General features: G+C 72.3%; 22 protein-coding genes. 13 read left to right on the top strand and 9 right to left on the bottom strand.

Features of this window, described 5'->3' with window-relative positions; translation table 11 throughout:
* Positions 1–344 precede the first annotated feature (344 nt).
* On the top strand, positions 345–1577 hold the full coding sequence (locus tag ACH499_RS14990; protein WP_399016044.1) for a nitrate/nitrite transporter: 1233 nt from the start codon (positions 345–347) through the stop codon (positions 1575–1577).
* A 478-nt stretch (positions 1578–2055) separates the two neighbouring features.
* Here ACH499_RS14990 and narI read toward each other — a convergent pair whose 3' ends face one another.
* The 4 genes from narI to ACH499_RS14970 are packed head-to-tail and all read right to left on the bottom strand — an operon-like array spanning position 2056 to position 8840.
* Positions 2056–2826 carry a respiratory nitrate reductase subunit gamma gene (gene narI / locus ACH499_RS14985; RefSeq protein ID WP_399015990.1) on the bottom strand — a complete coding sequence of 257 codons (771 nt, stop codon included), beginning with the start codon at positions 2824–2826 and terminating at the stop codon, positions 2056–2058.
* Positions 2823–3611 carry a nitrate reductase molybdenum cofactor assembly chaperone gene (gene narJ, locus ACH499_RS14980; RefSeq protein ID WP_399015987.1) on the bottom strand — a complete coding sequence of 263 codons (789 nt, stop codon included), beginning with the start codon at positions 3609–3611 and terminating at the stop codon, positions 2823–2825. The genes narI and narJ overlap by 4 nt, the downstream gene beginning before the upstream one ends.
* Complete coding sequence (gene narH / locus ACH499_RS14975) at positions 3608–5140, bottom strand: nitrate reductase subunit beta (RefSeq protein ID WP_399015985.1); 1533 nt, start codon at positions 5138–5140, stop codon at positions 3608–3610. The genes narJ and narH overlap by 4 nt, the downstream gene beginning before the upstream one ends.
* 1 nt (position 5141) lies before the next feature.
* Entirely contained in the window at positions 5142–8840 is a 3699-nt protein-coding gene (locus tag ACH499_RS14970; protein ID WP_399015983.1) for a nitrate reductase subunit alpha, read from the bottom strand.
* 202 nt (positions 8841–9042) lie between these two features.
* Between ACH499_RS14970 and ACH499_RS14965 the strand changes: the two genes are divergently transcribed.
* The 6 genes from ACH499_RS14965 (at position 9043) to ACH499_RS14940 (ending at position 12726) form a co-directional block, all read left to right on the top strand.
* Positions 9043–9237, top strand: coding sequence for a hypothetical protein (locus ACH499_RS14965; RefSeq protein ID WP_399015981.1), 195 nt, complete (start codon positions 9043–9045; stop codon positions 9235–9237).
* Positions 9238–9341: 104 nt separating this feature from the next.
* Positions 9342–9845, top strand: coding sequence for a hypothetical protein (locus ACH499_RS14960; protein ID WP_399015979.1), 504 nt, complete (start codon positions 9342–9344; stop codon positions 9843–9845).
* A gap of 319 nt (positions 9846–10164) precedes the next feature.
* Complete coding sequence (locus tag ACH499_RS14955) at positions 10165–10614, top strand: radical SAM protein (RefSeq protein WP_399015977.1); 450 nt, start codon at positions 10165–10167, stop codon at positions 10612–10614.
* Positions 10615–10621: 7 nt separating this feature from the next.
* Complete coding sequence (locus ACH499_RS14950; protein ID WP_399015976.1) at positions 10622–11068, top strand: hypothetical protein; 447 nt, start codon at positions 10622–10624, stop codon at positions 11066–11068.
* Between the two features lie 36 nt (positions 11069–11104).
* Positions 11105–12142, top strand: a complete 1038-nt coding sequence (locus tag ACH499_RS14945; RefSeq protein ID WP_399015974.1) for an Acg family FMN-binding oxidoreductase — start codon at positions 11105–11107, stop codon at positions 12140–12142.
* Positions 12143–12273: 131 nt separating this feature from the next.
* Positions 12274–12726 (top strand): VOC family protein, encoded by a 453-nt coding sequence (locus ACH499_RS14940; RefSeq protein WP_399015971.1) that lies wholly within the window; start codon positions 12274–12276, stop codon positions 12724–12726.
* 19 nt (positions 12727–12745) lie between these two features.
* Here ACH499_RS14940 and ACH499_RS14935 read toward each other — a convergent pair whose 3' ends face one another.
* Positions 12746–13363 (bottom strand): hypothetical protein, encoded by a 618-nt coding sequence (locus ACH499_RS14935; protein ID WP_399015969.1) that lies wholly within the window; start codon positions 13361–13363, stop codon positions 12746–12748.
* A 475-nt stretch (positions 13364–13838) separates the two neighbouring features.
* Between ACH499_RS14935 and ACH499_RS14930 the strand changes: the two genes are divergently transcribed.
* From ACH499_RS14930 to ACH499_RS14915, 4 genes are all read left to right on the top strand, one after another.
* The gene (locus ACH499_RS14930; protein WP_399015967.1) at positions 13839–15227 is read left to right on the top strand and encodes a rhodanese-like domain-containing protein; all 1389 of its coding nucleotides are present in this window, start codon (positions 13839–13841) and stop codon (positions 15225–15227) included.
* A gap of 101 nt (positions 15228–15328) precedes the next feature.
* A complete protein-coding gene (locus tag ACH499_RS14925; protein ID WP_399015965.1) occupies positions 15329–15913 on the top strand; it encodes a rhodanese-like domain-containing protein in 585 nt (194 codons plus the stop codon).
* Entirely contained in the window at positions 15910–16833 is a 924-nt protein-coding gene (locus ACH499_RS14920) for a sulfite exporter TauE/SafE family protein (protein WP_399015963.1), read from the top strand. The genes ACH499_RS14925 and ACH499_RS14920 overlap by 4 nt, the downstream gene beginning before the upstream one ends.
* Before the next feature lie 45 nt (positions 16834–16878).
* Positions 16879–17142, top strand: a complete 264-nt coding sequence (locus ACH499_RS14915; RefSeq protein ID WP_356202489.1) for a metal-sensitive transcriptional regulator — start codon at positions 16879–16881, stop codon at positions 17140–17142.
* Positions 17143–17200: 58 nt separating this feature from the next.
* Here the strand turns inward: ACH499_RS14915 and ACH499_RS14910 are convergent, their stop codons facing one another.
* On the bottom strand, positions 17201–17944 hold the full coding sequence (locus ACH499_RS14910; RefSeq protein WP_356202491.1) for a TetR/AcrR family transcriptional regulator: 744 nt from the start codon (positions 17942–17944) through the stop codon (positions 17201–17203).
* 521 nt (positions 17945–18465) lie between these two features.
* Here ACH499_RS14910 and ACH499_RS14905 point away from each other — a divergent pair.
* On the top strand, positions 18466–18774 hold the full coding sequence (locus tag ACH499_RS14905) for a hypothetical protein (protein WP_399015960.1): 309 nt from the start codon (positions 18466–18468) through the stop codon (positions 18772–18774).
* 140 nt (positions 18775–18914) lie between these two features.
* Here the strand turns inward: ACH499_RS14905 and ACH499_RS14900 are convergent, their stop codons facing one another.
* On the bottom strand, positions 18915–19796 hold the full coding sequence (locus tag ACH499_RS14900; RefSeq protein ID WP_356202493.1) for an SDR family oxidoreductase: 882 nt from the start codon (positions 19794–19796) through the stop codon (positions 18915–18917).
* A 190-nt stretch (positions 19797–19986) separates the two neighbouring features.
* Complete coding sequence (locus tag ACH499_RS14895) at positions 19987–20475, bottom strand: hypothetical protein (RefSeq protein ID WP_356202494.1); 489 nt, start codon at positions 20473–20475, stop codon at positions 19987–19989.
* Between the two features lie 291 nt (positions 20476–20766).
* Between ACH499_RS14895 and ACH499_RS14890 the strand changes: the two genes are divergently transcribed.
* The gene (locus tag ACH499_RS14890) at positions 20767–21177 is read left to right on the top strand and encodes a hypothetical protein (protein WP_399015957.1); all 411 of its coding nucleotides are present in this window, start codon (positions 20767–20769) and stop codon (positions 21175–21177) included.
* A 135-nt stretch (positions 21178–21312) separates the two neighbouring features.
* On the opposite strand, the gene ACH499_RS14885 is transcribed toward ACH499_RS14890, so the two are convergent.
* A complete protein-coding gene (locus ACH499_RS14885; RefSeq protein WP_399015955.1) occupies positions 21313–23904 on the bottom strand; it encodes an alpha-N-acetylglucosaminidase TIM-barrel domain-containing protein in 2592 nt (863 codons plus the stop codon).
* Between the last annotated feature and the right edge of the window lie 19 nt (positions 23905–23923).

Here is a 23923-nt window from a genome sequence, read left to right as displayed (position 1 = left end):
CCTCTGCCCGACCTCACCGGCGAGGACGAGGGCGGGGCTCTTCCCCGTGCGCCCGTAGGAACTCCGTCACGGTGACCGTGTCCGGTCGGCACCTGCCGACCGGGCCGCAGCCGCGCTCACTCCCGTGCACAGGTCCCCGGAGAAGGGGGCCCGTCAGTCCTGGTGTGAAGGCCCGTCAGCTCCCCGGCAGGGGACCCCTGGCCCATGCCGCCCGGGCACTGCCCCGGCGGACAGTGGTCGAGGGATCGCCGGACCGCGGGACACGCGGCCGGCGTCCCCCGCGACACCTGTCGCGGAACCACCGGGAGTATGAGGGAAGGGACGCCGGCATGGTCCAGTCTTCGATGACGGAGAGCCGCGGCGCGGACCCGGGTGCTGCGGTACCCGGCCGGGCGTGGCTGATGCTGACCTTGGCCACCATCGGGTTCGCCGTCAACTTCTGGGCCTGGGCGCTGCTCAGCCCACTCGGCCCCCGCTTCAAGGACACCCTGGACCTGACCTCCTTCCAGCAGTCGCTGCTCGTGGCCGTACCGGTCGTCGTCGGCTCCCTGGGCCGGATCCCGGTCGGCGCGCTGACCGACCGCTTCGGCGGACGCGTGATGTTCCCGGCCGTCTCGGCGGCGACCATCGTCCCGGTGCTCTGTCTGGGCCTGGCAGGTCACTCCTCGCTCACCGCCCTGCTGGCCGGGGGGTTCTTCCTCGGCATCGGCGGAACCGCCTTCGCCGTGGGAGTGCCCTTCGTGAACTCCTGGTTCCCGCCCGAGCGGCGGGGCCTTGCCATCGGTGTCTTCGGCATGGGCATGGGCGGCACCGCGATCAGCGCCCTGAGCACCGTGAAGCTGGTCGACGCCCACGGCATGTCGACGCCCTTCCTCATCACCGCGGCCGTCCTCGCGGCCTACGCGCTGGTGGCCGCGCTGGTGCTGCGGGACGCCCCCGGCCGCGTCGTGCCGACCGAACCGCTGGGCCGCCGTCTGACCGCCACGCTGCGCCTGGGCGTCACCTGGCAGGCGTCCGCACTGTACGCGGTGGCCTTCGGCGGCTACGTCGCCTTCTCGGTCTACCTGCCCACCTACCTCAAGACCGGCTACGGCCTCACCCAGGCCGACGCGGCCAACCGCATGGCCGGCTTCGTGCTGCTCGCGGTGGCCATGCGGCCGGTGGGCGGCTGGCTGTCCGACCGCCTCGGCCCGGTGCGGGTGCTGGCCGGCACGCTCGCCGTCGTCCTGGCGGGAGCGCTCGCGCAGTCCTTCACACCGGCCCTGGCCCCGGTGGGCACGATCGCCTTCCTCGCCATGGCCGCCGCGCTCGGTGCGGGCAGCGGCGCGGTGTTCGCGCTGGTGGCCCTGCTGGCCCCCGCCAACAAGGTCGGCACGGTCACCGGCATCGTCGGCGCTGCGGGCGGGCTGGGCGGCTTCGTGCCGCCGCTGCTGATGGGCACCCTGTACGGCGCCTACGGCTCCTACGCCCTCGGCCTCATCCTGCTGGCCGCGGTCGCGGCGGCGGCGCTGACCTTCACCGGGACCGGGGTGCGGCACGCCCTCACCCGCCGCACGCCCACCGTGCACTCCCACTGAACCGGCACAGGGCATCACCGAGGCCGGCACCGCCTATCACGGCGGTGCCGGCCTCGGCCGTTCGACGGCCGGCGGACCCCCGCCGGCCCGGCCGGCTGCTGGAGGTGCCCGAAGCGGTGCGTGCCGAAGCGGGCGGTGCTTGTCCCGTCCCGCCGACCGGGACCACCCACCTCCGGGCGGCGGCCCGGATCGCACTGACCCGCGGGGTGGCCGTGCCGTGCCCGGGCCCGTCCGTCCGTCCGTCCCGGTCATGACACCATGCCCTGCGCGGCGAGCCATGGCGATGACGCCTTTCGTGGGACGGAGGTCAAGCAGTCCTCGGCGGCCGGACCGATCACGACCCGAACAGGCCGAAGTCCCCGGACGGAGTCGCACGGGGAACGGCCCCCACCCCGGCTCAGGCCGGAGCGGACACAGCGACCGCCCGCCGCTGTGTCGCGACGGGCGGTGGTTGCTTCCCCTGGTACGGGTCCGCGAGTCAGGCGGCTCGCCGGGAACCGGAGGCCGGCCGCGGCTGCCCCGCCGCCGGCGGGGTCCGCCTGCGGTAGACCAGATAGGGCCGGACGAGGTATCCGACCGGAACGCTCCACACGTGGACCAGCCGGGTGAACGGCCAGGCCGCGAAGAGCAGGAAGGCGGTCAGGGCGTGCAACTGGAACAGCAGCGGGGCACCGGCGATCGCCTCGGGCCGCGGCTGGAGGACGAACAGGCCGCGGAACCAGACCGAAACGGTGGACCGGTAGTCGTAGCCGGCGCCGAACACGTTGTGCGCGGCGGTGGCGGTGATGCCCAGCAGGACGGTCGCGCACAGCAGGGGGAAGAGGAGCTTGTCGCTGCGGTCGGTGCCCACGCGGATCCGGCGGGTCAGCAGCCGGCGGGCGCACAGCATGCCCAGCCCCGCGACCATGGCGACGCCCGCGACGGAACCCAACCAGACGGCCGCGGTGTGGTACGCGTGCTCGGAGATCCCGACGGCCTCCGTCCAGGAGTCGGGAACGGCGAGGCCCACGACATGACCGGCGATCACCATGAAGGCGCCCAGGTGGAACAGCGGGCTGCCCCAGCGCAGCCAGCGGTGTTCGAGGAGCTGGCTGGTGTGCGTTGTCCAGCCGAACTGGTCCTGGCGGTAGCGCCAGACGTGCCCGACGACGAACACCGCGAGGCAGGTGTAGGGGACGGCGACCCACAGCAGAAGCTCCGTGCCGCTCACCGACGCTGCGGCGGACGGGGAGAGGGATGCGGTGTTCAACGGGCACCTTCCTTACGGGTGGACGCGGGCGGCACACGGGTCGGCGGAGCGGCCGTCGGCGGCACGAACGTGCCCGGAGGCGCGAACTCCCCGTCGCCGTACGCCCCATAGGGGTCGAGGCCGACCTCCTCGTCGGGCGGGCCCTCGGCGACGAGCCGGGCCACGGCCGCGCGGTCCGCCTCGGTGGGCGGTGGCAGCAGGGTGAGCAACGCGGCCATGACGTGCCGGTACGGCGAGCCGGCGTCGGTCAGCGCCCGGTGGATCAACTCCAGCCCCAGCCGGTGCCGACGCAGCGGGGCCTCGCCGCCACCGGGGCCCGCCAGGGCCGCGAACTCCAGCACGACCGGCAGGTGGTCGGGCAGCTCGCCGCCGTCGGTGTCCCAGCCGGCGGCCCGGTAGCACTGGTTGAGGGTGAGCAGGGCCATGCCTCGTCGTCGGGTGTCGCCGTGCAGGTAGTAGGTGAGGTAGAGGCTGCTCCTGCGGCGCAGGTCGAACATCTCCACGTAGTGCCGCTCCAGGGCGTCCGTTGCCTGGCCCGTGAACCAGGTGGTGAAACCGGCCAGGTGCTCGGCGGCGGGCGAGGGCGGCAGCGCCTCGACGGAGGCCGCCAGCGCGGGCCGGGCGGCGGTGAGTTCGGCGTCCGGGTACTGAAGCAGCAGTGAGCACAGCCGCAGCAGCAGGGCGCGCGCCCGCGACTCCTCGGGTGTGAGCCGGCCCGGGCGGCGGACGGCCGCGCGGACGCGGGTGCGTACGAGAGCGGGGATGGTCGAGGGCAGCGGACTCACGAGTGGCCTCCGGCGGTCTTGCGGCGCAGGGTGGGAAGGCCGAGCATCACCCGTCGGCCACCGGCTTCCTCCGGGGCGCCGTGCGACTCGACCGGGCAGCGGTTCTCCATCGCGGTCAGCGCGGCCGCGTCCTCCTTGTGCGCGGCGGGGACGACGTACCGGTCCTGGTACTTGGCGACGGCGAGCAGCCGGTGCAGGTCCTGCGCCTCGCGGGCGGTGAGCCCCACGGCCTTCAGCGCCGCTTCGTCACCGGTCTCGCCCAGGGAGCGCTCCCGCATGAACGAGCGCAGCGCGGTGAGCTTCATCAGCACCCCGGCGACGACGTCGGTGTCCCCGGCGGTGAACAGTTCCGCCAGGTACTCCAGAGGGATGCGCAGCCGGGTGACGGCGGCGAAGACGTGGTCGGGGTCGTCCTGGTCGCCGCCCGCCGCGCCGACGGCGTCGAGGACGGGGGAGAGGGGTGGCACGTACCAGACCATCGGCAGGGTCCGGTACTCGGGGTGGAGCGGCAGCGCCACCTTGTAGCGCATGACGAGGTCGTAGACGGGGGAGCGGCGGGCGGCGTCCAGCCAGTCCTCCGGGATGCCGGATTCCCGTGCGGCCGCCCGGACTCCGGGGTCGTCCGGGTCGAGGAAGACGCCTCGCTGGGCGTCCAGCAGGTCGTGCTCGTCGGGGGTGGCGGCCGCCTCGCCGACGCGGTCGGCGTCGTACAGCAGCAGACCGAGGTAGCGCAGCCGGCCCACACAGGTCTCCGAGCAGACCGTCGGTTGCCCCGCCTCGATGCGCGGGAAGCAGAAGGTGCACTTCTCGGCCTTGCCGGTGGCGTGGTTGACGTACACCTTCTTGTACGGGCACGCCGTCACGCACATCCGCCAGCCCCGGCAGCGGTCCTGGTCGACCAGGACGATGCCGTCCTCGGCCCTCTTGTACAGCGCGCCCGACGGACAGGCCGAGACGCAGGCCGGGTTGAGGCAGTGCTCGCACAGGCGGGGCAGGTGGAAGAGGAAGGTCTGCTCGAACTCGAACTTCACCTTCCGGGCCCACGCGCCCATGAGGTTGGGGTCGCCGCCGGCGTGCTCGGGGGCGCCGCCGAGGCCGTCCTCCCAGTTGGCGCCCCAGGTGATGTCCGTCGGCCTGCCGGTGAGGACCGAGCGGGGGCGGGCGACGGGCGAGTCCGCCTGGGCGGGGGCGCTGACGAGGTTGTCGTAGTCGTACGTCACCGGCTCGTAGTAGTCCTCGATGCCCGGCAGGTCCGGGTTGGAGAACAGCGAGAGGAGCCGCTTGACCCGGCCGCCGGAGCGCAGGACGAGACGCCCGCGCCGGTCGAGCATCCAGCCGCCCTTCCAGTGCTCCTGGTCCTCGTAGCGCCGCGGGTAGCCGACGCCCGGCTTGGTCTCGACGTTGTTGAACCAGGCGTACTCGACGCCCGTCCGGTTGGTCCACGTCTGCTTGCAGGTGACCGAGCAGGTGTGGCAGCCGATGCACTTGTCGAGGTTCATCACCATCGCGATCTGGGCCATGACGCGCATGTCAGTACTCCACTCGCTGGCCGCGGCGGCGGATGACGGTGACCTCGTCCCGCTGGTTGCCGGTCGGGCCGTAGTAGTTGAAGGCGTAGGTGAACTGGGCGTAGCCGCCCGCCAGGTGCGTCGGCTTGAGCAGCAGCCGGGTCAGCGAGTTGTGGATGCCGCCGCGCCTGCCGCTGACCTCGGTCTTCGGAACGTTCACGGTGCGGTCCTGGGCATGGTGCATGTAGACCGTGCCCTCGGGCATGCGGTGGGTGACCACGGCCCTGGCGGCGACGACGCCGTTGCGGTTGTACGCCTCGATCCACTCGTTGTCCTTGACGCCGATCTTCTCGGCGTCGACGGTGGACATCCAGATCGTCGGTCCCCCGCGGGACAGGTCGAGCATGTACTTGTTGTCCTGGTAGTTCGAGTGGATGGACCACTTCGAGTGCGGGGTCAGATAGCGGACCGTGACCTCGGCCCGGCCGCTCTCGCGCAGGTGCTCGTCACCGTAGTGCCGGGGGGTGTTCAGCGGCGGCCGGTAGACGGGGAGCTGCTCGCCGAGTTCGGCGATCCAGTCGTGCTGGACGAAGAAGTGCTGCCGTCCGGTGAGGGTGTGCCAGGGCTTCCTGTGCTCGGTGTTGATGACGAAGGGGGAGTAGCGGCGCCCGCCGGTCTCCGAGCCCGACCACTCGTAGGAGGTCATCACCGAACGGGGCTGGGTCCGGGTGTCGGCGAAGGTGATCCGCTCCGCCTCGCGTTCGGAGGCGAGTTCCACGAGGCCCTCGCAGCCCGTCCGCCGCTGGAGTTCGCGGAAGCCCTCGGTGGCCAGGCGGCCGTTGGTGGTGCCCGACAGGGCGAGGATCGCCTCGCACATGTCGGAGGCGGTGGCGAGCGACGGCCGCCCGGCGGCGATCCCTTCCTTCACGGTGCCGTTGCGGCGCCGCAGGTCGTCGATCTCCCGCACCGGGTGGACGGTGACGCCCTTGGTGGTGGTGCCCAGCGTGTCGAGCAGCGGGCCGACGGCGCGCATCTTCTGCCCGATCGCGCCGTAGTCCCGTTCGACGACGGCCAGCTTGGGCATGGTCCTGCCGGGGACCGGTTCGCACTCGCCGGTCTTCCAGTCCCGCACCACCCCGCCCGGCTGGGCGAGTTCGTCGGGGGTGTCGTGCAGCAACGGCACCGCCAGGACGTCGGTACGGGTGCCGAGGTGCTCGGCGGCCAGTTCGCTGAACCGGTCGGCCATCGTCAGGAACGTGTCGTAGTCGGTGCGGGCCTGCCAGGGCGGGGCGATGGCCGGGGTGAAGGCGTGCACGAAGGGGTGCATGTCCGTGCTCGACAGGTCGTCCTTCTCGTACCAGGTGGCGGTCGGCAGGACGACGTCGGACAGCAGGCCCGTGGAGGTCATCCGGAAGTCCATGGTGACGAGCAGGTCGAGCTTGCCCTCCGGTGCCTCTTCGCGCCACACGACCTCCTCCGGGCGGGCCTCGGGCGGTGTCTCCTCGGAGCGGACGGCCGCGTCGGTGCCCAGCAGGTGGCGCAGGAAGTACTCGTTTCCCTTGCCGGAGGAGCCGAGCAGGTTGGCCCGCCACACGGTGAGCACCCGCGGGAAGTTGGCCGGGTCGTCGGGGTCCTCGGCGGCGAACCGCAGCCTGCCGGACTTCAGCTCGTCGACGACGTGCTCGGCGACCGGCCGGCCGGCCCGCGCCGCCTCGTCCGTCAGGTCCAGCGGGTTGCGGTTGAAGCCGGGGTGGCCGGGTGTCCAGCCCAGCCGGACGGCCTGCGCGAGGGTGTCCGCGAACCCCTTGCCGCGGAAACGCCCGGTGCCGAGCGGGGAGGCCAGCTCCTGTGGACCGAACGCCTCGTAACGCCACTGGTCGGAGTTCAGGTACCAGTACGACGTGCCCGCCATGTGCCGCGTGGGCCGCTGCCAGTCGAAGGCGAAGGACAGATGCTGCTGGCCGGTGACCGGGCGGACCTTCTCCTGGCCGACGTAGTGCGCCCAGCCGCCGCCGTTGACGCCCTGGCAGCCGGTCATCGTGGTCAGGGCCAGGAAGGCCCGGTAGATCGTGTCGGAGTGGAACCAGTGGTTGGTGCCCGCACCGAGCGCGATCATGGACCGGCCCTCGGTGCGCTCCGCGTTGCGGGCGAACTCCCGGCCGATGCGGGCCGCCTGCTCCGCCGGCACCGAGGTGATCGTCTCCTGCCAGGCCGGGGTGTACGGCTCGCTCGCGTCGTCGTACGAGGCGGGCCACCTGCCCGGCAGCCCGGGGCGTGCGACGCCGTACTGCGCCAGCATCAGGTCGAAGACCGTGGTGACGAGACGGCCGCCGATCCGGCGCACGGGCACCCCCCGCACCATGACCGAGCCGCCCTCCGTACCGCCCTCGTCGAAGCGGGGCAGCGCGACCTCGGCCGTCTCCTCGGCGCGCTCGATCAGGGTCAGTTCGGGCACGACGTCGCCCAGGTCGAGGTTCCAGCGGCCCCGCCCGGCTTCCCCCCACCGGAAGCCGAGCGAGCCGCCGGGGACCACCGGTTCCCCGGTGGCCCGGTCCAGGAGGACGGTCTTGAACTCGGCGTGTTCCTCGTCGCGGCCGAGGTCCGCGGCGGTCAGGAACCCGTCCGGGACGAGACCGCGCTCGTGCTCGCGCAGGGCCACCAGGAACGGAGCGTCGGTGAACCGGCGCATGTAGTTCCGGAAATACGGCACTTCGCGGTCGACGAGGAACTCGCGCAGGATCACGTGCCCCATCGCCATCGCCAGCGCCCCGTCCGTGCCCGGGTGCGGGGCGAGCCACTCGTCGGCGTGCTTGACGTTGTCGGCGTAGTCGGGGCTGACCGCGACGACCTTGGTGCCGTTGTAGCGGGTCTCGGTCAGGAAGTGCGCGTCGGGCGTGCGGGTGACGGGAATGTTGGAGCCCCACATGATCAGGTAGCCCGCATTCCACCAGTCCGCGGCCTCCGGCACGTCCGTCTGGTCGCCGAAGACCTGCGGCGAGGCGATCGGCAGGTCGGCGTACCAGTCGTAGAACGACAGCAGCGTGCCTCCGATCAGCGAGTGGAACCGCGCCCCCGCCGCGAACGACGCCATCGACATCGCCGGGATCGGCGAGAAGCCGGCGACGCGGTCGGGGCCGTACGCCTTGACGGTGTGCACCTGGGCCGCGGCGATCAGCTCGCCGACCTCGTCCCAGTCGGCGCGTACCAGACCGCCCTTGCCCCTCGCCCGCTTGTACGCGCGCGCCTTCGCCGGGTCGGACGTGATCTCGGCCCAGGCCGCCACCGGGTCGCCCAGCCGCTCGCGCGCCTCGCGCCACAGCGTCAGCAACGCGCCTCGCACGTACGGGTAGCGCACGCGGCCGGGGGAGTACGTGTACCAGGAGAACGACGCCCCGCGCGGGCAGCCGCGCGGCTCGTACTCGGGACAGTCCGCGCCGATCGACGGATAGTCGGTGGCCTGGTGCTCCCAGGTGATGATCCCGTCCTTGACGTACACCATCCACGAGCAGGACCCGGTGCAGTTCACGCCGTGCGTGGAACGCACCACCTTGTCGTGCGCCCAGCGGTCCCGGTAGAAGCTCTCCCACTTCGGGTCGCCTTCGCCGAACACGGCCCGGCCGTCGGCCGACACCTCACGGCGGGTCAGCAGTCTGCGGGCCGCCAGCGGCCAGCCTTCCCCGGTGGGCGACGGCTGGCGCCGGGCGTTCTGTTCGTTCTCCATGGCTCGGAACGCTAGAAGCCGCGGGCCGTGGCGGACCTGGGCCGGCGGTCCCTGCCGTACGGCTTTCCGGCCCCCTCCGGCCGTTCGCGGCAGGGACCAGTGGTCCCCGTACCGGGGCCCGGTCGGCGCGGAGGCAGACCGCGCCCGGCGTGCATGCTGGGCACCGACCGAACCGCGGACACCCATCCGTACGACGCGTTCCGTGCCCGACCGGCGGCCAGTTCCCCGTCCCCGGCTGCCGCGGGTGCCGCGCGTACGGCGCTGGGACGCCCGTTCGGTCGGCGTCCGGCCGCGCACCGCGGCCGGACGCGGCATCCGCGAGAGCCGGCACGCGGCGGAACTGCTCGCGGGCGCCCGAGGAGACCGGAACCGGCGCCCGAGGCCCGGCTACCGCTGACCCGAGTGCCACCCCCAACCCGCGTGCACCGATCGGACGTTGCTGCACCCAGGCGGTCACGCACCGCCGTACGGCAGCTCACGAGGAAGGCAGGAACACACGTGATGAACGGATCCCACCGTCGAGCCGGCACCCTGCTCGGGACGGTCGGCACGGCCCTGGCAGTCGCCGGGCCGGTCATGGTGCTGCGCGGACGCGGCGGAAGGAAGGAGATACGAGCCGAGCTCGCCGACCAGAAGATCACCTTCCCCGAACGCGGACTCCCCGCCGAACTCGCCGCCCATGCCGGCCGGCAGGTGGAGACCGGCCCCGAGGCCCACGCATACGCCGAGTTCATCAAGGGCAATCTCGCCCGCGCCACCGGCGGCCGCGCCTACGCCGAGATCACCGCGGAACTGCACGCGGCAGGCGGCGACGACGAGAAGCTCGCCGAACTCCGCCACACCGCGTTCATGGGCCAGTCCCTGCGCGCCTCGCTGATGTCCGCCTACCAGGCGTGGCACCTCACGACCCTGGTCATGGGCCTGGGCACCGCCCTGACCGGCCTCGGCGTGTCCTTGGTGGCCACGGCGCAGGTGCTGGCGCAGTGTCCACCGGACCGTTCCTGACCGTGCCGTGGCGCCCCGCCACCGCTCTGACGGCCCGTCCGGTCCCGCCGCGGAGGTCGCCGACGCGGGACCTTCGGCCCCGTGGGTGAAGACCATCGGCCGCCGCGCCGGCCACCGCCGCCGGTGGACGCTGACGGCGACCGAACCGGAGGTATCCCGTGCACGACCACGTCGACCGCTCCCGATGCGGACTCCACCGCTGCCGCTCGCGGTGGCTGCCACGCACCCCCCGGCCCGGTCACCGTCCGGCCGCCCGCCTCGTCTGCCCCGACTCCAGGGCGGCCGGACACAGTCCCCGGGCGCTGGGAAGGGCCGGACGATGAGCGCCGCCGCCCATGCCGTCCGCCGGCAGCGGCACGACGCGGGGGAGCGGCCGTTCCTCGTCATCCGGGAATCCACCAGGGCCTGCCCGCTGGCCTGCCTGCACTGCCGCGCGGAGGCGGTGCCCGACCGCGATCCGCGCGAGCTGGACACCGTCGCCGCGAAGGACCTGCTGGCTCAGGTCGCCGCCTTCGGCCGGCCCGCCCCGCTGTTCGTCATCACCGGGGGCGACCCGTTCCAGCGGCCCCCGACCTCACCAGTCATCGCCTACGGGCGCGAGGCCGGCGTCCGGATGGCCCCGGTCAGCCGGGCGGCGCGCAGGTCCTGGACCCGGTCGCGGCACAGGGCGCTTTCGTCGAGACGAGCTTCCCCGAGCCGGGTCACTACGCCTTCGTCGACCACGACATGCGCCGCGGCGAAGCGGGCGCGCACGGCACGGTGGAGGTGAGCGAGTAGTGGACACCGTCGGATGGTGGTCCCTCCTGCGGTTCGCACACGTGGCCGGCGCCGCCCTGTGGGTCGGCGGGCAACTGGCCCTCTCCCTGGTGATCCTGCCGCTGGCCCGCCACCTGCTCGCCCCGGACGCCAAGGACAGCTTCACCGCCGCGGCCGGCCGCCGGTTCGGGATGCTGACGGGAGCGGTGTTCCTGCCCGTGCAACTGGCCACCGGCTGGGCCATGGCCTGGCACAAGGGCGTCACCTGGGCCTCCCTCGCCGACCCCGGCTACGGCCGCACCCTGGCAGCCAAACTCGGCCTCTTCGCGCTGGTGATGCTCGCCGCCGCCGGCCACGGCATCGCCCACGCCAAGGGCCGCGCCGGCCTGGCCCGGGCCCTGGCGGTCGGCTCGCTCGTCGGCTCGCTCGGCGTCGTCCTGCTCGCCACCGCCCTGCCCGTCACCTGAACAGCGGCCCCGATCAAGAACGGAAGAGAGGCCATCATGCGCACCCAGGCCCTGCTGGACGCGGACACCGTGGAGTCTCTGCTGGCGGCTGCCGTGGCGGCCCCGTCGATCCACAACACACAGCCCTGGCGCTTCCGCCTGGACCCGCACCGCCAGGTGCTGGAGGTCCACTCGGCGCCGGAACGCACCCTGCCGCTCACCGACCCGACGCACCGCGCCCAGTACCTGTCCGTGGGCGCCGCGCTCTTCAACCTCCGGCTCGCCGCCGTCCACCACGGCCGGCGCCCCGAAGTGAGACTGCTGCCGGACCCCCGCGACCCCGGCCTGCTGGCCGCCGTGCGGCTGACCGGCCCCCTCGGCGCGGACGACCTGCCGTCGCACCCCGCTCTCCACGAGGCCATCGCGCTGCGGCACACGAGCCGGACGCCGTTCACCGGACGCCCGGTGCCCGAGCCGATCGTGGCTCGGATGGTGACGGCCGCGCACGCCGGCGGCGCCCGGCTCCACGTGCCGGACATCGTGGGAACACGGCGGCTGCTGCGGTTGACCGCCGCGGCCGAGGCACGCAACCACACCCACCCGGACCGCATCGCCGAAACCCTCTCCTGGATCACCGCACCCGGAAAGGACGCCCGGTACGGCATTCCCGTCACCGCCCTCGGCCCGCCGGACGCGGGCGGGCGGATGCCGATGCGTGACTTCACCGGCGCACTGCCCGTCCTCCGCCGGCCCGCCCTGTGGTTCGAACGCCATGTCCAGTTGGCCCTGCTGTGGACGCCCCACGACCGGCGGGAGGACTGGCTGCGGACCGGCCAGGCCCTGCAGTACGTCCTCCTCACGGCGACCGCCCACGGCCTGCGCACCTCCCTCCTGCACCAAGCGATGGAATGGCCCGACCTGCGGGCCGCGACGGCCCTCCCGGGGCACAAGCGCTGCCATCCGCACATGCTGATCCGATTCGGCTACGGCCGGGACGGCGCCCGCACCCCGCGCGCGTCCGCGCACCCCGCCATGCGCGCGGCTGCCGCCCCTCGCCCCGAGGTACCACCCGCGACCGGGACCCGAACGATCTGAGGCTCTTCGTTCTCACGGTCTGCGCGCCCTGCGGACGGCGCTCCCGAGGCGAGCCGGGCGGCACCGGGTGACCATGGGGGAGTGGTGCGTGGGCCGGCGCCCGGGTTTCGACAGCAGTGAAGGGACACGCGATGCAGCGAGACGACCTGCCCGCCCCGGTCACCGGGGTGGTCCTCACCCACTTCCTGACCGTGCGGGACGTGCCCCGTTCCCGCGCCTTCTACGCCGACGTGCTGGGCGGCACCGTCGTGCTGGAAGAGAACCCGTGCATCGTCAAGCTCGCCAACGGCTGGATCATCATGAACCCCGGCGGCGGGCCGACGCCCGACAAGCCCGACGTGACGCTGAAGGCCCCCGACGACGCCGCCACCGCATCCAGCTTCCTCAACATCCGCGTGGCCGACATCGACGCCTGCTACCGGGAGTGGAGCGCGAAGGGGGCCGAGTTCCTCACCCCGCCCATCGACAGGAAGGCCGAGTTGCGCTGCTATCTGCGCGATCCCGACGGTTACCTCATCGAGGTGGGCCAGGCCACCGGCATGCTGGAGGGCGTGTTCGCCGATCCGCCCGCCGGAACGGCGTAGGCGGGCGGCAGGATCCGCGCTACGGGAGACGGCAGCGGTCCACACCCTCCAGCGTCGCGGCGACACGGTCGGCCAGATCCGCCCAGGGACGTGGGGCGACGACCGGCACGCCGGCCGCCCGCGCCTGTGCGGCGAGCCACCGGCCGTACAGCACGCTGACACGTGCCCGGTGCCGCTGCGGTCCCGCCTCCGGCTCCCGGTCGAGGTAGTTGGCCGTCACCTGCGCCTCGTCGTCCTCGTGGAGGAAGACGGCACGGACCGGGTCTCCCGGCGTCACCGGCCGGGGCAGGACGTAGTCGCCTTCCAGGATCACCGGGGTGTCGGTGCCCACGTGGTTGGCCACCACCGCCTCGACCGCCGGGGCCAGCGCCCGGGCGATCGCTATCTGCCGCTCGACCACCGACTCGGGCGCCCGGCCCGCGGCCTCCGGGTGGGTGCGCCAGAAGTGGACCTCCGGCAGGTGCCGGGGCAGTGTTACCGCGAGCAGGGCCTCCACGATGTCGTCGACCTCCACGACGGGGACGTCGTACCGTCGCGCCAAGGCCCGGCCGACACCGGTCTTCCCCATCCCCGACGCGCCTCCGACGACGAGCACCCGCCAGTCGGGACGCCCCCTCACCTCGTCCGTACCGTTCACGCGGGCAGAGTAACGGGCGGCGTGCGTACTGCGTGACCCTCCTCCGGTTCGGTGACGGCACACTTTGTCGCCGCCGGGCGTCTCAGGGCCCGGCGGGAGATCATTTGTGCACGTCAGTATACCCCCGCCCGTATTTTGCCCGGGCGAGTCACCCGAGCACCGCCTTGTGTCATGGAGTACCCCCGGGGGTATTTGACTTCCCTTCGTGAGTGGGCTTACGGTCGAGCACGTAGATACCCAGGGGGGTATCTAGAGCAAGGGGTGCCCCGGGCTCTCGGTGTGGAGGCCGTGTCCGTCGCCTGTGGCACCGCGGGCCGGGCCCTCGGCGGCCGACCGCTCGTGCACGGCACGGCCGGCCCCGCCGCCCGAACCCCGGCCCCGGAGCGGGCCGGACCCGCCGTGGCGAGCGGGCAGCCGTCCGCCGCCGGCACTCTCGCACCCACCCGGGGTGCGCGTTCCTCATGAAGGGATTGCCGTGATCTTCACCCAGTACTACCTCGACTGCCTCTCCCAGGCGTCGTACATGATCGCCGACGAGAAGACCGGTCAGGCCGTGGTCGTCGATCCGCGGCGCGACGTCTCCGAGTACCTGGCCGACGCCTCCGCGCACGGCCTGACCGTGGTCGGCGTGATCAACACGCACTTCCACGCGGACTTCGTCGCGGGCCATCTGGAGATGGCCGACGAGACCGGTGCGTGGATCGGCTACGGACGCCGGGCCGAGACCGAATACCCCATCCGCCTGCTCGCCGAGGGCGAGCGGATCTCCCTCGGTGACGTCACCCTGCGGATCCTGGAGACCCCCGGGCACACTCCGGAGTCGATCAGCGTCCTCGTGTACGAGCACGCCGACGACGCCGTCCCGTACGGCGTCCTCACCGGCGACGCCCTGTTCATCGGCGACGTCGGCCGCCCCGACCTGCTCGCCTCCGTCGGTGTCACCGCCGAGGAACTCGGCGCGATGCTCCACGACAGCGTCCAGAACAAGCTGATGGGCCTCCCCGACGAGGTGCGCGTCTTCCCCGCGCACGGCGCCGGATCGGCCTGCGGCAAGAACCTCTCGACCGCGAAGCAGTCGACCATCGGCGAGCAGCGCGCCACCAACTACGCGTGCGCGCCGATGGGCCGCGAGGAGTTCGTCGCGCTCGTCACCGCCGGCCAGTCCGCCGCGCCCGGCTACTTCGCCTACGACGCCGAACTGAACCGCAAGGACCGCGCACGGTACGACGCCGCGGCGGCCCCTCGCCCGCTGACGCTCGCCGGGTTCACCGAGCTGCGCGCCGCGGGAGCGGTGGTCGTGGACGCCCGCGACCCGCAGGAGTTCGCCGCCGGTCACCTGCGCGGCGCGGTGAACGTGCCCGCCGACGGGCGGTTCGCCGAGCAGGCCGGCACCGTCCTGGACCCGGCCGGCGAACTCGTCGTCATGGCGCCGCAGAACCGGGAGGACGAGGTCGTCACGCGCCTGGCCCGGATCGGCTTCGACCGCGTCGCCGGCTACCTGCGCAACCCCGAGGACGCCCTGGAGACGCTCGCGGACGAGGTCACGCCGGCGAGCCGGGTGACCGCCGCGCAGTTGCGTGCCGCCCTCGCCGGTGACAACCCTCCCGTCGTGGTGGACGTCCGTACCTGCGGCGAGCGCGAGGCGAACGGCTTCATCGGGCCCGCCGTGCACATCCCGCTGAGTGAACTGCCCGCGCGGAGCGGCGAGCTGCCCGCCGATCAGCCCCTTGTGCTGCACTGCGCCGGCGGCCACCGCTCCTCCATCGCGGCGAGCCTGCTGCGCCACCGCGGCTTCACCGACGTCTCCGACATCCTCGGCGGATACGCCGCCTGGGCCCTGTCCGCCGAACCCGCGAACGCCTGATCCCCGCAGATCCGACCCCCGGGGCCCGCGATCCACCCGGGCCCCACCCAGCTCCCCCGTATACCCCCCGGGGTATTCTCGGCTCGACTCGAAGGAATCCCATGAGCACCACCCCCACGCCGGCCTCCGCCCTCGCCCCCGCCGCCCTGCACCGGCTCGTCCGGGAAGGGAAGGCTCCCCGCCTGCTCGACGTCCGCACGCCCGGCGAGTTCCGTACGGCGCACATCCCGGGCTCGTACAACGTGCCCCTCGAAACGCTGCGCGAGCACCGGTCCGAGCTGCTGACCCACCTGGACGAGGACGTCGTGCTCGTCTGCCGCTCCGGGGCCCGTGCCACTCAGGCCGAGAAGGCCCTGGCCGAGGCCGGCCTGCCCAACCTGCGCGTCCTGGAAGGCGGCATCGTCGCCTGGGAGGCGGCCGGGGCACCCGTCAACCGGGGCCCCGAGCGGTGGGACATGGAGCGGCAGGTCCGGCTCGTCGCCGGCTCGATCGTGCTGGCCACCGGGCTGGTGGGCGTGTTCGTGCCCGGCGCGCACCTGATCGGCACCGCGATCGGCGCCGGTCTGACCTACGCGGCCGTCAGCAACTCCTGCACCATGGGCGTCCTGCTGTCCAAGCTGCCGTACAACCGCGGGCCCCGCCCCGACATCCGCACGGTGATCGCGGGGCTGCGGAGCACGCCGTGACCGCCCTGGTCGTCGCCGCCTCCCTGCTCGTCGGCGTCAGCCTGGGCGTCCTCGGCGGCGGCGGCTCGATCCTGACCGTCCCGATCCTGGTCTACCTCGCCGGACAGGACACCAAGGAGGCCATCGCCACCTCGCTCTTCGTGGTCGGCGTCACCAGCCTGGCGGCCCTGGTCCCGCACGCGCGGGCCAGGCGGGTCCGGTGGCGGACCGGCCTGCTCTTCGGCGGCTTCAGCATGGCCGGCGCGTACGGCGGGGGCCGCCTCGCCGCATACGTCCCCGGCACGGTGCTGCTCGTCGCGTTCGCCCTGATGATGCTGGCCACCGCCGCCGCGATGCTGCGCAGGCCCCGGAAGGGCCATGGGAAGACCCGGCCCGCACGCGGCGATCTGCCCCTGAGGCACATCGCCGTCGAGGGCCTCGTCGTCGGCGCGGTGACGGGCCTGGTCGGCTCCGGCGGCGGATTCCTCGTCGTCCCCGCCCTCGCCCTGCTCGGCGGGCTCCCGATGGGTGTGGCCGTCGGCACGTCCCTCCTCGTCATCGCGATGAAGTCGTTCGCGGGCCTCGCCGGGCACCTGTCCGGCGTCGGGATCGACTGGCGTCTCGCGCTGACGGTGACGGCCGCCGCGGTGGTGGGCAGTCTGGCCGGCGGGCGCCTCGCGGGCCGCATCCCGCAGGACGCGCTGCGCAAGGCGTTCGGCTGGTTCGTCGTCGTCATGGGCGTCTTCGTCCTCGCTCAGCAGCTCGACACGGCCGTCCGGACCCACCCGGTCACCTGGGCGGGGCTCGCCGTCGCCCTGGCCGCCACGGTCGCCGCCCGGCTGCGCCGGGCCCGACGCCGGCCGCACCCGCCCGCGGCTGCCTCCGGGCCACGGCGGTCCCTGTCGAAGGGGGAACGTGAGCACAGCGAGGCAATGCCCTGATTCATACCCCTTGGGGTATTATTGTCCGGGTTGAAGGAGGATCTCGTGCAGGTGGACGAAGAAGCGGTACGGCCCGTCGTGAACCGCCTGCGGCGGGCGCAGGGACAGTTGGCCGCGGTCATCGCGATGGTCGAGTCCGGGCGCGACTGCAAGGACGTCGTGACCCAGCTCGCCGCCGTCTCCCGCGCCCTGGACCGGGCGGGATTCAAGATCGTGGCGAGCGGCATGCGGCAGTGCCTCGCCGACGACTCCGACGCCCCGCCCATGACGCAGGACGAACTGGAGAAACTCTTCCTCGCCCTCGCCTGACCCCCGCTCCGTCCGGTCGGCCCGACCTGGGCCGGCCCGGCGGGGCGCCTCCGCGTGGTCAGCGCTGGCCCGGCGCGCGAGACAGGCCGAATTGTCCGAGGAGATCGTCCATCATGCGGTTGAAGAGCGGGACGAAGTCGTCGAACGGCGCGGCGAGATGGCGGTTGACGGCCATGCAGAGGATCCCGTAGATCTGCCGCCAGCAGGTGATCATGTGCAGGACGACACCGGCCGGGTGGTCGAGTCCGATGAGGTCGCGGTAGACGATCAACTGCTTGAGCAGCGCCGGATCGATCTCGTCGTCGGCGGGGAAGTCCAGCATTCCGCGCTGCCACAGCTCTGTGAACATCACACCGAACGCGCCGCCCAGCTCGCCGATGAGGAAGCGGTCGAGGGCGCCCTCCGACGCGGCCAGCCGCGCGTACCCGGCGCCCATGAGGAGGTCGAACTCCGCGGGATGGGCGACGGCCCAGTCCAGCACCGCGCGCGTGGCCGCGTACAGCCGGGCGCCCAGGTCGCCGGAGGACTCGCGGTGCGCCGCCTCGGCGACGAGAGACACGAACTCGCGCGTCAGATCCTCGTACACCGCGAGGACGAGGCCCTTCCTGCCGTCGAAATACCTGTACAGCGCCGGTGGGGAGACGCCCACTCCGCGTGCGACGTCGGACAGGGTGAGGCCCTCGACGCCATGGGCGGCGGTCAGCCGGCGTGCCTCCGCGCGGGCGTCCCGTTCGAGTTCCGCCCGTAGGCGCTCGCGACGTGACTGTGTGCCCCCTTGTGCTCCTTCTGTGCTTTCTCGCACCCTCTCCGCCTCCTCGGTGTGCTCGGGCACCAAGTCGCTGCCCCCGCGCCTTGGTTGAGATCGCGGCCCGCTACCTGGGCACTTGCGATGACGTCATGTTACGTGGTTAATAGTCTTCACGAATCTACAGCGCATCACGCCGCAAGGCCTCCCGCCCGGACGGGCGTGGCGGAGATCGGTCCGGGCCCCGGGACGTCATGGGTGGCCGGCGTCACCGGGGGAGGCCGCGGAACGACATGCCTGTGGCCGCACGTCGAATACGACCATTCACTCTCCAAGGGAACTCTGTGTTGCGTACGTCCATGCGAGCCTCTCTCCACCTGGCAGCCGCTGCCGTCCTCCTGACGACGGGGTGCGGAGGGGAGGCGTCTTCCGGCAAGTCACCCTCCGGGGCCGGATTCCCGCCCTCTGCCTGGGATCCCGCAGCGACCGGGGCGCCGAGCCTCCCGGCGACCCCCGAGGACTCCTACCGTGCGTTCGTCAAGGCACTCGCAGCCGGTGACGGACCGGGCCTCTGCTCCTTGATCCACCCCTCGGCCCGGACCGAGTTCCTCGCCTCGGCCAACCGGGCCAACGACCGGGAAACGCAGACCTGCGAGGACGCGGTCTTCCAGTACGCCGGTGAACGGACTCTCGAACCAGTGCCGGAGGGTGCGGAGATCCCGATATACGGGGAGGTGACGTACGCCAACAACATGTGGGCCGGGCTGAGCAAGTGCCACGAGACCGAGGACGGGTTCGACATGAACGCGGCCTCCCTCGAGTGGAAGAAGGAAGCGAACGGCTGGATCATCTCCGGGGTCGACATCTGGCTCGGCTGCGGCGGCTGATCCGCGCCTCCTGGAATAGGTGCTCGGGGGCGCGACCGGTCAACGCGCCCCGGCGGGCGGGACGAGACACCTTCGGCCGCCCCCCGGATCCCGCCCCGCCGCCCGACGCGAGACTGCTGCCGCCGTGGTGACGGCCACGCTCAACGTGTGTCCGTCAGACCGCCGGTGACGGCGATGACCTCGCCCACCGTGAAGCTGGAGTCCGCGTCGGACGCCAGGTAGACGTAGGCGGGAGCCACTTCCTCCGGCTGGGCGACGCGTCCCATGGGTGAGGAGCTGCCCAGGTTGGTGAGGTAGTCGTCGGGGAAGCGCTGCCCCGAGAGGTTGAGCACCGTCCAGGTGGGACCGGGGGAGACGATGTTCGCGCGGACGCCCCGCTGGGCGAGGTGCGAGGCGATGGACTTGGTGAAGGCGACCACGGCGGCCTTCGAGGCGGCGTAGTCCATCATCATCTCGCTGCCCTTGAGCGCCTCCTCGGAGGCGGTGGCGATGACGGCGTCACCGTGGGAGAGATGCGGCAGGGCGGCCATCAGCAGATGGAAGTAGGCGTAGACGTTGGTCTTGAAGACGCGGTCGAAATCCTCGGCGGTCAGGTCGGACAGGCTGTTCTGGCTGTTGAGGTAGGCCGCGTTGCTCACCAGGACGTTCAGGCCGCCCAGCTCGCTGACGGTCCGCTCGACGGCGTCGGCGCAGAACGACGGATCGCACAGGTCGCCCGGCAGGAGCAGGCAGGAGCGGCCTTCCTTCTCCACCGCCTCGCGCGTCTCGTCGGCGTCGCGCTGTTCCTCGGGGAGGTGGACGATGGCCACGTCCGCTCCCTCGCGCGCGTAGAGGACCGCGACCGAACGGCCGATCCCGCTGTCGCCTCCGGTGATCAGGGCGACCTTCCCGGCGAGCTTCCCGGAGCCCCGGTAATGGGGCGCGAGATAGCGCGGACGAACCTCCATCCGAGCCTCCAGGCCAGGACGCTGCTGGCGCTGGAAACGGTACGGCGGGGAGAGCTCCGCCTCCTCCTGGGGCATCGCCGGACGGTCGAGCGGTCCACGCTCCGTCTCGTTCACCACAGTCACTGACCTCCACACGCTCCGTGCGACTTCCGGCACCACCGGCGGGTGGCGCCCACCTCCGCGTGTCCGGACGACGGGCACTCAAACGGCCCGGGGCTGTCCGGGGCGGCCGTGCCGCGATCACACCGGCCAGAGCGCCACCGTCTCACCGCGATGCGGCGGGATCCCCGGCCGCCCGGCGCTGGCCCGGCCACATGTCGTCGTACGCCGCGTCCATGAACTGCGCCTGGGGCCCGCGCAGTGCGGACGTGTCGGACATCCCGCCCCGCATCGCCTCGGCAAGCCGGAACGCGTAACGATAGGCAGCACCCCGCAGGGGTTCGCTCCTGGCGGCCAGGTCGATCTCCGCCTGCGCGAGCCAGAGGTCATCGACGAGCCGTCCGAGTTCGCCGTCGACCGGAGTGCCTCCGCCGTCCGACCGCGTGAGCGCCGCCTTCTCCACCTGTGAGGCAATGCTCAGGAACTTCAGCACCGCCTCCCTGAGCTCCGCGCGGTGCGCGGCCGACTGCTGTACCTCGACCTGCCGGGTACTGGCGCGCGACACGAGGTACTGGCCCAACAGCGACCCACCCGCGCCGAGCGCGACACCCGCGAGAGACAACAGCGCCGGCCCCAGGGTTCCCCAAGTCTCCATGGCCGAAGTCTCTCAACTGCCCGTGAGACGCGGTGGAGAGGGCCGTCATGGACCGTCTCTCCACCCATGGGCGCCACGCACCGGTTCGGCCGTCACCGATACGATGACCGCTTCGCGGGCCCGAGGGCGGTGCTCGGCTCCGGCGTCGACGAACGCGCACCCGAGCGCTGCCGGGCGCGGCCTGCTGGACCAGGACGGGGGCGGCGCGTGGAAAGGTTCGAGACGGAGAGTCTGGCGCTCATGCCTGGGCAGAAGGTACGGGCCAGGGTACTCAGCCATCATCCCTGGGGCGTGGCGGTCGAGATCGTCGGTTGTGGGATCGCCGGTCTGACGGCCTTCGTCGACATGATCCAGCAGTTCTCCCGGACCGCCGGCAGCCATGACGAACTACTCGCGCTGTTTCCCCCCGTCGGTTCGCAGATCGACGCAGTGATCGAGCAGATCCACCGCTGGCATCCGCCGGTATCAGTGCGGCTCAGCATCCGACCTGCGGACCTGGAATCGCTCGTCCGGAGCTGCGACTTCTGCGGTGAACGGATCACGTTGACCCCAGGTGGAGACGCCCTGGTCCTGGACTCGCGGAGTATCGACGGTCCCGGAAGCCACACCGTCATCTCCCACCGGCACTGCCTGGCCGAGCGCATCCGCCCGGAGAACGGCGGCGAGCGGGCGCGAGCACTGAAGATCGGGTGGATGTGCTGAGGGGCGTGAGACCCGTCCGCAGCGGCACGGCCGAGCTCCACGGCTCGTTCCGCGGGAGGCGTGCCCCGGTGCCGGGCTCGTACGTGAGCCCGGCATCGGAGGCGTTCAGAGGTGCCGGACGCTCCTGTCACCGCCTCAGGCCGGGACGCTCCACCGCTGGCCGGCGGCGGCGGTGCACGTGCGGATCAGCAGCGCCGCCCCGTCGTCGGTGCCTTCCGCGTGCAGACACAGACCGGACTTGGTGTTCCGCAGGGTGCGGTCGGGCCGCGGCGTCCACGACTGCGCCGGTGTGCCGTTGCACTGGTAGAGCTGGACGACCGTGCCGTCGGCGACGGCGCCCCCGCGGACGTCCATGCACGTGCCGTAGGCGCGCAGGGTCCCGTCACCGGGGACCGTCCACGTCTGCGCCGGTGTGCCGTTGCACTGACGGAGCTGAAGCGCCGTGCCGTCGGCCGGATTCCCGGCGTCGACGCACTTGCCACCGGCGCCGGTGACCGGTCCGGACGGGGCGGGCGGCGGGAGGGCGTCGCGCACCGCGGTGGCCAGGGCCACCGGGTCGCCGGAAGCCTTCACGGGATAGGTGTCGCGCTGCCGGTTCCAGGCGTTCTCCAGGGCGAACCAGTCGATCGCCGCGGGCGCCTGGCCGGTGACGAGCGCGGTGTCGAGTGCATCGAGGTACTTCGTCCAGCGCATGGCGTAGAAGTCGGACACGAGCCCGGACCATTCGCGGTTGGCGTAGTCGCGCAGTCCGCCGGCGTCGCTGCCGGAGCGGTGTCCCCAGGTGGTGAGGATCGAGCGGGCGTCGAACTCGGCCGTGGCCTTTTCCGCGTCGGTGCTTCCCCAGGACTTGGCGTCCTCCAGCCAGGGGCCGAGCAGGAACCGGGTGTCGGTGGCGAGCAGGTCGTCCAGGAGGGAGAGGTCGTCCTTCCATTCGGCCGCCCGCTCGCGGAACAGGGCGAGGTCCTTCGCGTCGTACGCGGCCTTGATCTGTGGGAGGAGGGTGCGGCTGCGGTTGGCCAGGGCCTGCCGGGCGACGTCGACCAGGTCGAACCTGTAGGCGTCGGTGTCCCTGAGCTCCGGTGCGACCTGGAGCAGTTCTGTCAGCGCCCGCTGTACCGTGGCGGGGTCGTAGCGCATCGAGCCGGGGCTCCAGCTCGCGGACGTCGTCGCCGTCAGCCGCGGTCGAGCGGTGAAGAGGCTGTCCTGGGACTCGCTCCAGCTTCCCGACTGCGTGCTGTACGGGCCGGTGCGCAGCAGCTCCCAGGCCTTGGCCGCGTGCGGGTCCGCGCCACCGTAGCGCCGTTCGGCGTAGTCGGCGAACCAGGCCTCGTGGTCCGGCGGGCCGGAGCGCCAGGCCAGTTCGGTGAACAGCTCGTAGGCGACCGGGTTCCCGCCGGTGCCTTCCGGCAGGTACGCGATGCCCTTGAGCGCGCTGTCCGGCTTGGTGCGCCACTGGTCGAACCGGTCGGCCCAGACAGCGGTGTTGGCACCGATGGTGGTGTGACCGCCGAAGTTGGGAATGGTGCCGAAGGCGTACGGGGCGCCGTGCCAGGCGGACTCGCGGTCGAGTCCGTCGTAGCGGTCGGACAGACCGTCGACGATGAACAGCCTGCTCTTGTCGACGGCGTCGATGATCTGCGTGGAAGGGTTGTTCTGCCAGCCGAGCAGGACCCAGGTGGCACCGGGACGCGCCGTCTGGAGGGAGTTCATGACGGCCTTCGCCGCCTCGCCGATGGGCACGTCACCGGGCCTGCCGCCCTCGTGGAGCAGGTCCATCTTGTACATGCGGGAGTCGCCGAGGATCTCGCGCTGGTGGCGGTAGAACGACGCGGCGAGCTCGGGGAAGACCTCACTGCGCGGGTCGAGCCAGTCGGGCCGGTCGAAGCCGACCCAGCCGCCCTGCGGGATCACGCGGCCCGTGGGGTTCCTGGCGGTGAAGTCCGGCGGGACGGTGCCGAAGTAGCCCGGGAGCACCGGGGTCATGCCGAGCTGCCGCAGGCGGTCGGCGATCTTTCTGCCCAGTTCCGCGCGGTCCGCGAGCAGGTGTTCCGACACCGGTCCGGCGAAGCCCGCCATGTTCTGCATGAGCCACCACGGCTGGTGCGCCGGACCCGGTATCCAGTCGCGCAGCTCCTCCTTGGAGTAGCCGTACTCCTGGAAGGTCTCGTAGTAGACGGCGTCCGCGCCCATCTGCACGAAGACCTCGTTGACACCGTGCAGGGCGAGGAGGTCGATCTGCTTCTCGTAGGAGGCCCAGTCGCGGTACGCGCCGGAGTAGCCGTCGTCGGTGTCGTTCAGGGCGAAACGGTGCGGGACCGAGGCGTCCTTGCGGACGGTGCCCGCGGGTGCGGGCAGCCGCTCGGGCAGTTCCGCGGTGCTGTCGCCCGGCCAGCCGATGTCGACCTTCGCCGTGTACTTCAGGTACCAGTTCACGCCGCTGAGGAGAACGGCGGGGCTGGTGCCCTGGATACGCACGTCACCGGCGCGGCCGGAGACCGTGAAGTAGTCACCGGACGCCGGGCGGCCGACCGGGACGAGGGTGAACTGGGAGGCGTGGCGCGGCAGGAGCCGGTTCAGGGCGGCCCTCGCCGGGCCGGGGGCGAAGGCGGGCTCGGCCGTGGGTGCGGCTGTCGGGGTCGCCGAGGCGGAGGGGACGCCCAGGACTGCCGCGACCACCGCGAGGGCGGTGGCCGCGCAGAGGGCAGCCCAGGATCTGAGGCTTCTCACGGGGTTACCTCATCCGAAG

Origin of the sequence: Streptomyces sp. NPDC018947 (genome assembly GCF_044390505.1) — a bacterium.
GTDB lineage: Bacteria > Actinomycetota > Actinomycetes > Streptomycetales > Streptomycetaceae > Streptomyces.
This window is presented reverse-complemented; position numbering and strand designations above follow the sequence as displayed.